The 14,475-nt window shown below is 40.6% G+C and carries 11 protein-coding genes; 2 read left to right on the top strand and 9 right to left on the bottom strand.

All coding sequences use genetic code 11. From position 1 onward, the window contains the following. The first annotated feature begins 5 nt into the window (after positions 1–5). The gene (gene meaB, locus ES711_RS14710) at positions 6–1,082 is read left to right on the top strand and encodes a methylmalonyl Co-A mutase-associated GTPase MeaB (protein ID WP_146894069.1); all 1,077 of its coding nucleotides are present in this window, start codon (positions 6–8) and stop codon (positions 1,080–1,082) included. A gap of 121 nt (positions 1,083–1,203) precedes the next feature. Next, on the top strand, positions 1,204–2,565 hold the full coding sequence (locus ES711_RS14705) for an acyl-CoA dehydrogenase family protein (RefSeq protein ID WP_146894068.1): 1,362 nt from the start codon (positions 1,204–1,206) through the stop codon (positions 2,563–2,565). A 405-nt stretch (positions 2,566–2,970) separates the two neighbouring features. On the opposite strand, the gene ES711_RS14700 is transcribed toward ES711_RS14705, so the two are convergent. The 9 genes from ES711_RS14700 to ES711_RS14660 all read right to left on the bottom strand — a co-directional run bounded on the left by ES711_RS14700 (position 2,971) and on the right by ES711_RS14660 (position 14,297). Next, positions 2,971–3,564 (bottom strand): phosphatase PAP2 family protein, encoded by a 594-nt coding sequence (locus ES711_RS14700; protein ID WP_146894067.1) that lies wholly within the window; start codon positions 3,562–3,564, stop codon positions 2,971–2,973. Next, positions 3,564–3,791 carry a hypothetical protein gene (locus ES711_RS14695; RefSeq protein WP_146894066.1) on the bottom strand — a complete coding sequence of 76 codons (228 nt, stop codon included), beginning with the start codon at positions 3,789–3,791 and terminating at the stop codon, positions 3,564–3,566. The genes ES711_RS14700 and ES711_RS14695 overlap by 1 nt, the downstream gene beginning before the upstream one ends. A 125-nt stretch (positions 3,792–3,916) precedes the next feature. Continuing rightward, the gene (locus tag ES711_RS14690; RefSeq protein WP_211363094.1) at positions 3,917–5,305 is read right to left on the bottom strand and encodes an MATE family efflux transporter; all 1,389 of its coding nucleotides are present in this window, start codon (positions 5,303–5,305) and stop codon (positions 3,917–3,919) included. Between the two features lie 148 nt (positions 5,306–5,453). Then, on the bottom strand, positions 5,454–6,398 hold the full coding sequence (locus ES711_RS14685; protein ID WP_146894065.1) for an NAD(P)H-dependent flavin oxidoreductase: 945 nt from the start codon (positions 6,396–6,398) through the stop codon (positions 5,454–5,456). Beyond that, entirely contained in the window at positions 6,399–8,006 is a 1,608-nt protein-coding gene (locus tag ES711_RS14680; RefSeq protein WP_146894064.1) for a S8 family serine peptidase, read from the bottom strand. 38 nt (positions 8,007–8,044) lie between these two features. After that, entirely contained in the window at positions 8,045–9,232 is a 1,188-nt protein-coding gene (gene mnmA / locus ES711_RS14675; RefSeq protein WP_146894063.1) for a tRNA 2-thiouridine(34) synthase MnmA, read from the bottom strand. A 275-nt stretch (positions 9,233–9,507) separates the two neighbouring features. Beyond that, positions 9,508–10,218 carry a toxin-antitoxin system YwqK family antitoxin gene (locus ES711_RS14670; protein WP_146894062.1) on the bottom strand — a complete coding sequence of 237 codons (711 nt, stop codon included), beginning with the start codon at positions 10,216–10,218 and terminating at the stop codon, positions 9,508–9,510. Between the two features lie 434 nt (positions 10,219–10,652). Continuing rightward, entirely contained in the window at positions 10,653–12,551 is a 1,899-nt protein-coding gene (yidC, locus tag ES711_RS14665) for a membrane protein insertase YidC (protein ID WP_146894061.1), read from the bottom strand. Positions 12,552–12,656: 105 nt separating this feature from the next. Next, positions 12,657–14,297, bottom strand: a complete 1,641-nt coding sequence (locus ES711_RS14660; protein ID WP_146894060.1) for a CTP synthase — start codon at positions 14,295–14,297, stop codon at positions 12,657–12,659. Between the last annotated feature and the right edge of the window lie 178 nt (positions 14,298–14,475).

Genomic DNA, 14,475 nt, shown 5'->3' with positions numbered 1-14,475 from the left:
ACAGTTTGACTAATTCGCGCAAATCTTCTGCTTTACACGAAAATGAAGGCGTTTCTGAACCAGAAACCACCAACCAGCGCGCTATAGAAGCTATAAAAAACAAACGTCAGACACAACCTTCAGCAGCCGATTTGGTTAAAGGCATTCTAGCTAAAAACCTGACGGCCTTAAGCAGAGCGATCACCTTGGTGGAAAGCACCAATCCCTTACACCTCAAAAAAGCAAATGCCATTATACAAGAGTGCCTGGCTTATGCGAACAACTCCGTACGTATTGGCATTACCGGAGTTCCTGGTGTAGGCAAGAGTACATTTATTGAAACTTTTGGGACTTTTCTGACCTCACAAGGAAAGAAGGTGGCGGTTTTGGCCGTCGACCCAAGCAGTACCTTGAGCCATGGTTCTATTTTGGGCGACAAAACCCGAATGGAGGATCTGGTTAAGGACGACAATGCATTTATTAGGCCCTCCCCTTCAGGCACCTCTCTTGGCGGCGTAGCCCGGAAAAGTAGGGAAACTATTATTTTATGTGAAGCGGCTGGTTTTGATACTATTTTAATTGAAACGGTTGGTGTTGGTCAGAGTGAAACGGCAGTGCACAGTATGGTAGATTTCTTTTTATTACTCAAATTATCAGGTGCCGGCGATGAACTGCAGGGTATAAAACGGGGCATAATGGAAATGGCAGACGCCATTGTGATTAATAAAGCCGATGGCGACAATCTGAAACATGCTAAAACAGCCAAAGTAGAATTCAATCGGGCGCTTCACCTCTATCCTCCCAAAGAATCTGGGTGGCAACCTAAAGTTCTGCTAGCAAGTGCCTTGAAAAACGAAGGTATTCCCGATGTTTGGGAATTGATTCAAGCTTATTTGGAGCTTTCTAAAGAATCCCATTTTTTCAATCATAATCGCAACGAACAGAATAAGTTCTGGCTGCTTCAAACTATCGAAGACCGGCTAAAATCTGATTTCTACAATAACCCAACCATCAAAGCAGAATTGCAAATTCAATTGCAGCATATTGAAAATGGCACGACATCCCCGTTCGCTGCCGCAGAAGTGTTATTGGGTTTGAAATAAAGTCTGATTAGCCAAATTCTCAATTTCAACTTCAACTTCAATTTAGATTTCAATTTCAATTTCATAGTCAATTGGAAATGATTAACTTTTCAACCATTAACCTTTAACTTATAAAAGCACCATGAAACTATTCACAAAAATAAAGTCGATCATCCAACTCATGAAAGAAGTGGATTTTGATGACCTCAGTAAAATTTCCGAAAAAATAGACTTGCCCAAAATCATGAAAACTGTTGGAGAGTTGGATGACAAACAGCTGGATGGGCTCATGAAAATGCTCTCAGAAAAGAGCAAAAAGGGACAACACCAACTCCCACCTATTGATGGCGATTTTTATGACTTAGATTTGAAATTGACCCAAGAACAGCGCGCTATTCAGATGAAAGTCCGCAATTTTATGGAGGATGAAATAGAACCTATCGCCAATGAGTATTGGAATAAAGCCCAATTTCCGATGCAGATCATTCCCAAACTGGCAGCGCTCAATATTTGCGGAGTAGCATATAAAGGTTACGGATGCCCGGACCTACCGTTTATTATGGAAGGGATTATCGCTGAAGAACTCGCACGCGTAGATGTGTCGATTTCCACATTTTTTGGTGTGCATAGCGGACTCGCAATGGGTTCCATTTACCTTTGCGGGAGTGAAGAACAAAAGCAGGAATGGCTCCCAAAAATGCAAAAAATGGAACTGATAGGTGCCTTTGGCCTTACCGAGCCCAATGTGGGGAGTGGCGTTGCAGGTGGCATGGAAACTACTTGTCGCCAAGAGGGTGATGAATGGGTGCTAAATGGACAGAAAAAGTGGATCGGGAACGCCACTTTTGCCGATGTGACAATAATATGGGCACGAGAGGAAACGACTAATAAAGTGAAAGGTTTTTTGGTGAGAAAAGAAACCCCAGGATTTTCTACCGAAAAAATGGAAGATAAAATGGCTCTGAGAACCGTTCAAAACGCCATCATCACCTTATCGGACTGTAGAATTGAAGAAAAGGACCGACTTCAAAATGCAAATTCGTTCCGAGACACCGCCAAGGTATTGCGAATGACCCGAGCAGGTGTTGCGTGGCAGGCCGTAGGTTGTGCGAGAGGCGCTTATGAAAACGCTTTAAAATACACCAAAAAAAGAGAGCAATTTGGAAAACCTATCGCCTCCTTCCAATTGGTGCAGAACCACTTGGTAGAAATGCTTTCCAATTTAACCGCCATGAAAACGATGGTGTACCGCTTATCAGAATTACAAGATCAAGGCTTATTAACGGATGAACACGCCTCCTTGGCCAAAGTTTTCTGCTCTCTGAGAACTAGAGATGTGGTGAGTCAGGCACGGGAAGTAATGGGCGGAAACGGTATTTTACTGGAGTACAACGTGGCTCGCTTTGTGGCCGATGCAGAAGCCATTTACTCCTATGAAGGCACCAAAGAAATCAATACCTTAATTGTCGGCAGAGCGATTACTGGCTATAGTGCGTTTGTATAAAACTAAGATTTCTAAATGCTCTGGCGCCGGGTTTTGATCACTCTAATTATGATAAAATTCACTTTGTATATCCGTGTTTTCATACGATCAAAACATCAGCGAATATCTGCGAAATTAGCGGGAAACAAAACCATGAAAAAATTTGAGTATCCCGCAGATCACACAGATAATCGCAGAATAAAAACAAATGTTTGTTTTGAGTGGCTACATATATAATTTATCAGAATGTCACAAATAAGAGCTTTATGATATGTTGCGGACAATCAAAAATTCACTTATTAATCGCGTATGTATGACGCCACCTCATAAAAAACCCGTCAGGTCGACATTCATAGGTTCAACATGACGGATTTCTTTATTTAGCAGACTAAAAGCTGCTGCTCTATTCTAACTAGTGCATAAACACTAAGCTACGGTCTTTTTAGGAGTGTTCGCATTAAACTTATCAATCAGGAAACCATTCAGCTTATAAAAGAATGTTCCTGTAATCACACCAAATAAGGTACCCAATACGACATCTAACGGATAATGGACGCCGATATAAATGCGGCTATAGCCCATTAAAAGTGCCCAGATGATGAGAAAGTATAGCATATACTTAAAGCGTTTTTTTAAGGTGAGTCCAATAAAGAAAGCCGCCGCCATCGTGTTAGAGGCGTGCCCAGAGAAAAAGCCGTATCGACCACCACACGTGGCTTTAACCAATCGCATTCCATCTATCAATTCGGCTAAATGACAAGGCCGGAGTCGGACAAAACCATCTTTAAAAAGATTGGTCACCTGATCTGTTACCAAAATCATTAACGCCACCATGACCAAAGTGATGCCAATGCCCTTTAATTGCATTTGTCTGGAGATGAGATAAAGCAAAACCGCATAAAATGGTATCCAATTAAATTTGGAAGTATAGGCCAACCAAAAGGGATCCCAGGTTGGTGTCCCCAAACTATTTAAATAGATGAACACCTCGGTGTCTAACTGTAGAATTTGGTCAATCATTAGGCATTGTATCTTTCAATTTCACGATCGTAGAAATCGGTAGCCTGTTGGATCAAGTTTTCGGTTTCAGAGGTGATCTCCTTTTCATCGTGTTCATCAAACTCTTCCAACCATTCCACGTCATCATCCTCAAGATTTATTATAAATCTCGGAAATTCCGTATGTATAATGTAAATAGCTTCTGGATAATCAGTGTTGTCGCCGAGGATGAATTTTGGTAATTCCATATGAAAATAATATTTATTTTAAGTTTTTAATGTTTCTAATCAGGAGCCTAAGATACGATAATTGCCTTCAACATTTAATGTAATAAAGACCTTGCAACTTAGTCAATTTCTTTCACCAACTAAAGTTAGGGTAGTACTGTTACCTCTTGCTTGATCAACTTCTTGGTCAGATAGTCAAATCTAAAATACAATAAAATTGCGGCACTGGTGAGGCCTGCTATAAGGCCCATCCAAATGCCCAAACTACCGAACATCTCTTCCTTTCCTAAATAATAACTTACGGGAAACCCAATTCCCCAATAAGAAATAAAGGTAATGATGGTTGGAATTTTAACGTCCTGCAAACCTCTCAATGCGCCAAGAGCCACCACTTGCAGACTGTCACTGATTTGAAATATAGCTGCTGCTAATAGCAAGGTGGACGCGATGGTCACCACTTCGCGAGTATCTAAAGCATTAACAGGATCGTCTAAATTGACGTAAATTGTTGGGAGCACTTGGTGTAATGCGATAAAAAGCAGAGCCGAAATTACCGCCAAGATAATACCCAAGAAAAATATGGACATGGCAATTCGTCGTAACTCTGTAAAGTTCTGAAGTCCCTTTTGGTTCCCCACCCTAATCATGGCCGCAACGCTTAAACCTGTGGCCACCATGAAGGTCATGGAGGATAAGTTTAAGGCAATTTGATTGGCCGCCTGCGGATTTTGTCCTAAGGTGCCACTTAACCAAATGGCCGCCGTAAAAATAGCCACTTCAAAAAACATCTGCATGGCACTAGGAAATCCGATATTGATGATTTTTTTCATCATTGGCGATTCCAAGACAAAAATCTTAATATTGGTCACATAAGCTTTCGACTTGTCTCGAGCCCTAAGCAACCACCAAAGGAAAAATACCATAATTACCCTTGAAATTAGCGTGCCCAGAGCGGCACCAACCAAGCCCATTTCAGGAAATCCAAACTTTCCAAAAATTAGAAGATAGTTTAATATGACGTTGATTAAATTTGCCAGAATTGTAGCATACATCGGGTATTTGGTAAGCGACAGGCCGTCACTAAACTGCTTAAAGGCCTGAAAGATAATCAGCGGAATTAGGGAGAATCCAACCAGGTCTAAATACGGTATGGCGAGTTGTACCACATCTTCCGGCTGGTCCATAATGTACATCAATGGTTTTGCCAACAGGAGGACCAAAAATAAAAAGATTCCTAAAACGGTGCACAAAAACAATCCGTGTTTAAAAGCCGATTTTCCCTTTACAAAATCCTTTTCCGTATCTGCTTCGGCCACTAAAGGCGTGATGGCGGTAGAAAAGCCAATGCCTAAAGACATCGCAATAAACACAAAACTATTCCCCAAAGACACTGCTGCCAATTCAGTAGCACCCAGCTGACCAACCATGATGTTGTCTACCAGACTCACAAAGGTATGGCCAAGCATCCCCAGCATGACCGGCGCTGCCAAGTTTAAGTTGTACTTAAATTCTTTAGTATACTGAGATAAAACCACGTTGAAAATTTAAAGATGCAAAGGTAGTGGATTGGTCAAGTTTATGCATCTTTTTACAATTTATTTTCCCCTAAAACAATGAAACACGGCTCAAGCTAAAGTAGCAATTTCACTATGGTCCAACACGTTCTGAAATCTTAAACAGCATTTAAAACATGGTATGTACCTCTTGTTTCGCCGCACTGTATTCAGCCAACATATCTTTTACAATTGCGGCGACGGGTTTAATGTCGTGAATTAAGCCAGCAATCTGACCTATTTCCAGCTCGCCTTCTTCTAAATCGCCTTCAAACATGCCGCGTTTAGCCCGGGCCCGTCCCAATAAATTCTTTAATTTCTCGACGGTTGGCGTGGTTTTATAAAGTTCGACCAGGTCATTATAAAACTTATTTTTAATCAACCGTACAGGCGCCAATTCTTTTAAAGTTAAATGGGTAGCCCCTTCTTTAGCCTTGACCACCTCATCTTTGAAAGCCTGATGCGCAGAACTCTCTACACTGGCCACAAAACGACTGCCAACCTGCACCCCATCAGCTCCTAAAATCATTGCCGCCAACATGCCCTTGCCTGTGGCGATACCTCCAGCCGCAATAAGGGGAATATCTAAAGCTTCACGCACCATCGGGATCAGGGTTAAGGTGGTGCTTTCTTCCCTACCATTATGACCTCCAGCTTCAAAACCTTCAGCAACCACAGCATCTACGCCTGCCTCTTGAGCTTTAAGGGCAAACTTTACACTGCTCACCACATGCACCACGGTCACGCCACGCTCTTTTAACCAAGCCGTCCATGTTTTAGGATTCCCCGCAGAGGTAAATACAATTTTTACCCCTTCATCTACTATAATAGCCATAATTTCTTCAATGTTTGGATACAGCATAGGCACATTCACCCCGAAAGGCTTGTCTGTGGCTTGTTTACACTTTTGAATGTGTTCCCGCAGCACTTCAGGATACATAGATCCGGCGCCAATAAGGCCCAAAATACCAGAATTGCTTGAAGCTGACGCTAATTTCCATCCACTGTTCCAGATCATGCCTGCCTGGATTATTGGGTATTGAATATTGAAAAGGCTTGTAATTTTATTTGACATTTAAGATTTTATAAATTTAAGATTATAGGAATTATGGCCAGAATGGATTGTGAGCAGGTACATTCCTGTCGCCAATTTAGACACATCAACCGGTAAAGGATTGGAATGATACTCTTGCTCTAACAGTTGTTTTCCCAGCAGATTATAAATCCGAAGAATTCCATGTTCGTGATTGTTGGGTAATTTCAGATAAAGAAGCTCTGACACCGGATTTGGATAGAGTTGGACCTGTTTTACATCTAGATTTTGAGATGAGAGGGTCGCCGCTAATGCTTGCTTAAAATTGGGGATGCCATAGCCCAAATAATAATCGGGCGAGGCGGATTGTGAAGCTGATTCCCGGACATACCGTTTCAGTTGCGCCGCAGTTGCGCCTGGCATAGCCTGCCATAAACTAGCCATAGCTCCTGCAATGATAGGAGTGCTAAACGACGTGCCGTTATTCTTAACAATACTTTCTGTTTCAGTAATAACAAATGTACCTAAACCTTGAGCTACAACATCCGGTTTATAGGTGGGCTGATCCGCACTCCCCCGCGAACTGAATGTGGCATATGCGCCTGTCGCATCTACTGCTCCCACTGTAAATACACTTTCAGCATCTGCTGGGGCGGTGACAATTTGCCAAGGCGTGCTGCCAGAATTTCCTGCCGAATTCACCACTAAAATTCCTTTTTCAGCCGCAATGGAGGCACCACGGCTAATAAAGGTGGTCACTCCATTCATTTCAGCAGGGGTATAATTGTATTTGGGGTTATCAAAAGTATTATAGCCCAAAGAAGAGGTGATAATATGCACACCCAAACTATCGGCGCGCTCCGCAGCCTCCACCCAATAACTCTCTTCTACAGGATTTTCGTGAGCTACATCTTCGGTACGGAATAAGTAGTAGGTTGCATCCGGTGCGGTACCGACAAATTCAGCATCTAAATAACCCGCCATGGTACTTAAAACCCGTGTGCCATGGGAACTGCCCTCAAAATTAAAAATTTCAGTAGTGCGCTCCACAAAATCATATCCCCCTTTTAAACCTTGCTGAGCTCTCAACCGCTCAAAGGCCTTCATGGTATTGACATTTGGAAATCCCGAATCGAAAACCGCAATGCTAATGCCTTTACCTGTAAATCCGTCCAAATGCAGTGCTTTTGCCTGAATCATGTCCGTTTGATTCTGAGCATTTCCATAGTTGAAATCCTCTAGAGTTGCTTCAATTTGAAATTTACTATTTTGCAGCGCTGGACGTTTTAAATCCGTTAGGTTTTTATCGGCGAAATCGATGCCAGCGACAAATTCAAAATTTAGGAGCGTCTTGATTTCCGCTAAATCGCCTCTCACGTGAATGGCATTCATCCATTTGGATTTGGCCAAAACACGTACAGTCTTCAAAGATGAGATGGCCTTGATATAAGCCAAATTAACCGGCACATCCCGCTGATCAATGGTTATGTCATGTTGCCTTTTTCGGTCTATAGCCTGTTGAGAAAGGATAGTATTGGGGTTTTGTAGGGCCATTTCAACATTCGTCTTCTCCGCAAAATATATCCAAGCATCATCTTGAGAAAAGACAGCAGGAGACATACAACATAAGAAGAACAGAATAATTTTCATGGCATGCAGTCGCGATTTAAAAGATTCGACAGAGCAATTTAAGAAATAACTCCCGAACCTACTAATTCATCACCATGATACCAAGCTACAAATTGACCTTCTGTAATGGCCGATTGCAGGGTTTCAAAAACCACATAGAGCCCATTTTCCAACTGGTGTAAGGTTGCCTGTTGTAGTGGTTGTCGGTATCTGATGCGCGCCTGAGTGGTCATGGTCTCACCAACATTCAATTTTAAATCTTCGCGTATCCAATGCACCTCATTGTTAGACACGAAGAGCGCTTTCTTAAGCAGGCCGGGATGATCTTTGCCTTGACCGGTGTAAATGACATTCTCCTCAACATCCGTATCAATCACAAATAGAGGTTCAACCGTCCCGCCAACCGCCAAACCTTTGCGTTGACCTTTGGTAAAATAATGAGCACCTTGATGTTTCCCTACAACTTTACCGTCAGTGCGGTTGTAATCCATTTTTCTGGTCCAATAGTTCAGGGCATCGTTTTCCGAAGAAAATTGAGGCTCGGCTTGACTATACATGGGTTGGGTAGCTGGAATTTCGACAATGACACCTTCCTTTGGTTGTAATTTTTGTTGTAAAAACTCTGGCAATCTCACTTTACCAATAAAACAGAGCCCTTGGGAATCTTTTTTATCTGCAGTTACCAAATCCAATTCCGTAGCGATTTTTCGAACTTCAGGTTTTGTAAGTTCGCCAATGGGGAACAAGGCTTTCGCTAATTGCGCTTGGGACAATTGACATAAAAAATAGGATTGATCTTTATTGTTGTCCACACCAGAAAGTAATTGATATACTGGGTGGTCATCTTTTTGAAGTTCGCCCTTGCGGCAATAATGACCGGTAGCCACATAATCAGCACCCAAATCGAGCGCTATTTTCATAAACACGTCAAATTTGATTTCCCTATTACAGAGCACATCCGGATTGGGCGTTCTCCCTTTTTGATATTCATCAAACATATAATCGACAATACGTTCTTTGTATTGCTCACTTAAATCGACGGTTTGAAAGGGTATGCCTAATTTATCAGCCACTAGCATGGCATCATTACTGTCATCTAACCACGGACATTCATCAGAAATGGTCACAGAATCGTCATGCCAATTCTTCATAAATAGCCCAATAACCTCATACCCTTGCTCCTTTAACAAATAGGCAGCAACGCTTGAATCTACACCTCCCGAAAGTCCTACAATTACTCTTTTCATTTTGCAAAATTACGAAGAATATTGGGAATCAAATTGAATTTGAAAATGAAGTTGAAGTTGAACGTGAAGTTGAAAATGAAACCGAATTTGTAATTGAAGGTGAAATGGAAATTAATGTTTTAAGCAAAATTCTATTTTATAAATGCTCGAACTTGAAACAATAGAAACCACAGAAATCATTTCCTGAAAACTGAAAACTGCTAACTGCTAACTGCCAACTGAATACTGCCAACTGAAAACTGCCAACTGAAAACTGCCTACGAACACCTACTCCCCTACTGCTTTATCGGATTCTTACTATATTCCGTAAAATCCTTTTCTTCGGTTAGGGCGCCATTTTCATAGAACTTCCAGATGCCGTGTTTCTTGTCATTGCGATACGCCCCTTCCGCTAGCATCTGCCCGTCGCCATTATAGTATTTAGACATGCCGTTGAGCATATCATTTTTATAAGTAAACTCCTTGATCAGAACGCCTTTTTCAGAGAATATCTTAGAGATGCCTTCTATTTTTCCGTCTTTATAAATGGTGTGCTCCGCCATTTGGCCGTTTGGATAATACACCATCCGCTCGCCCTCAAGCCTACCTTTGTCGTTATAATGTTCAACGGTCATAACCGCTTTGGTTTTATTGTGGTAGTACACCCATTTACCGACAAAAAGAGTGTCCTTCATTGCGCCTTCACTGATCAGTTTCCCTTTAGATGAGAAAAACTTTACACTGATATCATCACTATCTGTACTGAACTCTCGAGTGGCGCTCAAAACACTTTGATTCTTATCTAGCTTGTAAAATTTAAAGAGGCCAACCTCTTTACCGTGTTCAAAAGTGCCTTCGTATCGCGGTTGGCTGACGCCGTCAAAATTCTTTTTCCAAAAGCCGTGACGCTCTCCATTAGCATCTAGTTGATTGTCACCCTCTTGCGCCCGCATGCTGGTGAAAAATAATATGGAACATGCGGCAATTAAAATGCTCTGTTTGATCATTATAAAAATTTATGAAACCCGACTATGGTTACGTTATTTACTATCGAACAAATAAACTCAAAATAATGAAACTTATTTCAAAAACCTTAAGATTTTAACGTTACAACTTTTATATCTGCCCATACTAATGAGATTGAAAAGCCCTAGAATGATAATAAAGCCGATATTCATGCGGTTTAAGAGACTCCTATGACATTCCATCGAAACAAGAGTAGAACATATAAACAGCTTATTTAAAATGCATGCTAGTTGACGGTTGAATTCCACTGAACATCAAAAAGCTCTTTTTTTCATGCGTCTAACATCTCAGACGCAAATAAAATAAATTGGGATATTTATAATTTGAGGCTTGAAAATTCTGTTCCAACACTAATCAAAACAAAAATGCCCCTGAGAGTCTCAGAGGCATATATAAAAATCACAAGCAAACGAGATTAACGTTTTCCTTGTTTCTTTTGTTGTTGTTCCGCTTGTTCCATCATTTCTTTCATTTTCTTCTGGAACTTGCTCTCTTTTTTAGGTTTGGCTTTATTCACCTGAATACGCGCATGGATCTTGTCTTCATCTAAAATAAAATTCTTGATGACCAACATAATTCCAATACTAATCAAGTTAGAGATAAAGTAGTACAAACTCAATCCTGACGCATAGTTGTTAAAGAAAAATAACATCATAATTGGCGACAAGTAAATCATATACTTCATCATTTTAGCCATATCTGGCATCCCTTCTTGCGTTGGCTGTGATGCCATTTGCTGTCCTGTAGTCATCTTCATATAGAAGAAAATTGCAATAGAAGCCAAAATCGGGAACAAACTCACGTGATCTCCATAAAATGGAATTTTGAAAGGTAAGTTCGCAATGGTATCATAAGATGATAAATCGTCTGCCCAAAGGAAACTTTTCTGACGAATGTCAAATGCTGATGGGAAAAACTGGAACAAGGCATAAAACACAGGCAACTGAATCAGCGCCGGCAAACACCCACTTAACGGACTCGCGCCGGCCTTGGACTGTAATGCCATGGTTTCTTGCTGAATTTTCAGCTTGTTATCTTTATATTTTTCACGAATCGCATCTAACTCAGGTTTGATGATTTTCAGCTTGGCTTGGGATAGGAATTGTTTGTACTGTACAAAGGACAGACATAATTTTATCAAGATGGTCATTACCACAATGGCGATTCCGTAAGGCATATACGATCCTAAGAACGCAAATAACGGAATGAATAAGTAACGGTTTATCCAACCGAAAATACCCCAACCCAATGGTAATATTTCATCTAAGTTTCTGTCGTAAGCATTTAGAATTTTGTAATCACTAGGACCGTAATACAGGTCCATACTCTTATTTAATTCGCCTCCTTGTAACGCCAACGGTAATTTTGTCGTAAACGCTTTGGTAAATACAGTATCGATATCTTCATCCTGAACTAGGTTCTTAGACGTAAATATGCCTTCCTTAAATGGTTGATCGGCTAAAAGTATGGAGGTGAAAAAGTGTTGCTTGTTGGCTACCCACGTCACATCTTCCGCCGTATCGTCAGTAAAATCCTGTTGCCCTAAATAATCGTCCTTACCGCCTTCATATTCAAAAAGAAGCTCAGTATACCTATTTTCATAAGAGATACTTTTGGCATGTCGGTAGGTTTTGATGTTCCAGTCCAAATTAATCTGTTGTGAACTGTTAATCACATCACTCAACCCTTGAGACCGCACATTAAAACCAAACATATAATCATCTGGTTTCAACTCGTATCGGTACTCTAAAAATTTACTTTCAGAAACCTTAAGTTTCATAGAAACTACCGTATTATCGCCATTTTTTGTAACTGTTGGCTCAAAATAAAGGTCTTTAGTGTTTAAATTTCTATTATCTGTGGTGGAAAAGGAAATATTAAAATTCGCATTACCTTCTCTGATAATATAAATTGGCACAGAATCAGAAGTCTTAAACTTTTTAAGTTTCACTTCAGATAAATAGCCCCCTTTATTACTAAATTTCAACTGAAGGAGATCCGTTTCAACAAGCGTTTCAGCATCTGTAGCTGAAGGTAAGGTAGAAGCGTAGGCAAATGCGCCCAATTTATTTTTTAGATTGACTAATTTCAAAGAATCTGCAACGGAAGGATTGTTGTAGTCCTCCGCTTTTGTAACAAACGTATCCTTTACTACTTTTTGTTGCTGCTCAGCTGCTAACTGCTCTTGCTTCGCCTTTTCTTGAGCTGCAATTTCCTCAGGAGTTGGTTTGTTCTGCCAAAGCATAAACAACAATATTCCGAAAATAAGAACGAATCCTATAATAGAATTGAGGTCAAATTTTTTTTCTTCCATTTATTTCGTGTTCAGACCTTTTGGTTAAAAATCTTAAAGGCCCTTATTAAGTTGGTAATTAATTATTTTTTGACAAGATTTTTTATCTCAAAAATGCATCCAAAATTACTTTTGTGCCATACTGACACGATTTTCCTCATTTTTATGATCGAGGGCGGCTTTCACAAAAGCGACAAACAATGGGTGTGGATTGGCCACAGTACTCTTATATTCAGGATGGTATTGCACCCCAACAAACCATCTATGGGTAGGAATTTCGACAATTTCCACCAAGCCAGTTTCAGGATTTAACCCTGTGGCCTTCATACCGGCATCTTCAATTTGCTGTTTATAGGCATTGTTAAATTCATAACGATGGCGGTGGCGTTCCATAATGGCATTACTTTGGTACACCTCTTTTGCGATGCTGCCATCTTCAATATGACACGCCCAAGCGCCAAGACGCATCGTTCCACCTTTATCTGTCACGTTTTTCTGAGATTCCATTAAATCGATAACAGGATCAGAGGTATGCTCATTCATTTCAGTTGAATTGGCATTTTGTAAACCTAACACATTGCGTGCATATTCAATGACGGCCATCTGCATTCCCAAACATATACCCAAAAATGGAATATTATTCTCTCTTACAAATTTTACAGCTTCAATTTTACCGTCTACACCGCGTTCTCCAAATCCTGGAGCAACGAGTACACCATCCAAATGTGCTAAAGATTGCGACGCATTTTCAACAGTTAAATGCTCAGAGTGAATCGGCACAACCTTAACTTTCACTTCGTTTTCTGCCCCCGCATGGATAAAGGATTCTAAAATGGATTTATAAGAATCCTGTAATTCTACATATTTACCAATCAATCCGATGGTCACTTCATCCTTAGGATTTTTGTGACGTTTTAAGAATTGATTCCATTGAGTTAAATCTGGTGCATCACTTTGTAGGTCTAACTTTTTAAGAACGACCTTGTCCAAGCCTTGCTCCAACATTAAATTTGGCACATCATATATAGTAGATGCATCAATAGATTGTATAACCGCCTCTTCGCGAACATTGCAAAACAAGGCTAATTTACGACGCAAATCCATTGGCAATTCGTGCTCGGTACGGCACACTAAAATATCTGCCATGACACCGCTTTCCATCAAGGTCTTGACACTGTGTTGGGTCGGTTTTGTTTTTAATTCGCCTGCTGCAGATAAATAAGGCACCAAAGTTAAATGGATAACGATGGCGTTATGCTCACCCAAATCCCATTTTAATTGACGTACGGCTTCTATATATGGTAAAGACTCAATATCTCCGACGGTTCCGCCTATTTCAGTTATGACAATATCAAAATTGCCCGATTTACCCAAAATTTGGACACGTTCTTTAATTTCATCGGTAATATGAGGAATCACCTGCACGGTTTTGCCTAAAAACTCACCACGACGTTCTTTTTCAATGACACTTTGATAGATGCGCCCCGTAGTAACGTTATTAGATTGACTGGTAGTCACATTTAAGAATCGCTCGTAGTGTCCCAAATCCAAATCCGTTTCCGCACCATCGTCAGTCACGTAACATTCCCCATGTTCATAAGGGTTCATCGTGCCTGGATCGACGTTTATATACGGGTCTAATTTTTGAATTGTGGTTCTGTAACCTTGAGCCTGAAGTAATTTCGCCAGTGATGCGGCTATAATGCCTTTCCCTAAAGAAGACGTTACACCTCCGGTGACGAATATGTATTTTGTTGTAGTTGTCATGTTGCGCTGTTAAACGCAGGCAAATTTACAAAATTTAAATAGTTATTATAGCATCTAATTTTAGTTATTTAAACAGGCCTTAAACGCCTCAAACAAACCATCAAAACGCTCAATAACAGACCCTTAAAAACACGGCCAAAAATCCATTTCGGGATCAAATAGATATTTTGAATACAAA

This window comes from Gelidibacter salicanalis, from assembly GCF_007997285.1.
GTDB classification, from domain to species: domain Bacteria; phylum Bacteroidota; class Bacteroidia; order Flavobacteriales; family Flavobacteriaceae; genus Gelidibacter; species Gelidibacter salicanalis.
This window is presented reverse-complemented; position numbering and strand designations above follow the sequence as displayed.

Excerpts from the sequence above, each read along its gene's own strand:
- ES711_RS14705 (WP_146894068.1), top strand. The coding sequence starts at position 1,204 with ATGAAACTATTCACAAAAATAAAGTCGATCATCCAACTCATGAAAGAA.
- ES711_RS14700 (WP_146894067.1), bottom strand. The coding sequence starts at position 3,564 with ATGATTGACCAAATTCTACAGTTAGACACCGAGGTGTTCATCTATTTA.
- ES711_RS14695 (WP_146894066.1), bottom strand. The coding sequence starts at position 3,791 with ATGGAATTACCAAAATTCATCCTCGGCGACAACACTGATTATCCAGAA.
- ES711_RS14685 (WP_146894065.1), bottom strand. The coding sequence starts at position 6,398 with ATGTCAAATAAAATTACAAGCCTTTTCAATATTCAATACCCAATAATC.
- ES711_RS14680 (WP_146894064.1), bottom strand. The coding sequence starts at position 8,006 with ATGAAAATTATTCTGTTCTTCTTATGTTGTATGTCTCCTGCTGTCTTT.
- mnmA (WP_146894063.1), bottom strand. The coding sequence starts at position 9,232 with ATGAAAAGAGTAATTGTAGGACTTTCGGGAGGTGTAGATTCAAGCGTT.
- ES711_RS14670 (WP_146894062.1), bottom strand. The coding sequence starts at position 10,218 with ATGATCAAACAGAGCATTTTAATTGCCGCATGTTCCATATTATTTTTC.
- yidC (WP_146894061.1), bottom strand. The coding sequence starts at position 12,551 with ATGGAAGAAAAAAAATTTGACCTCAATTCTATTATAGGATTCGTTCTT.
- ES711_RS14660 (WP_146894060.1), bottom strand. The coding sequence starts at position 14,297 with ATGACAACTACAACAAAATACATATTCGTCACCGGAGGTGTAACGTCT.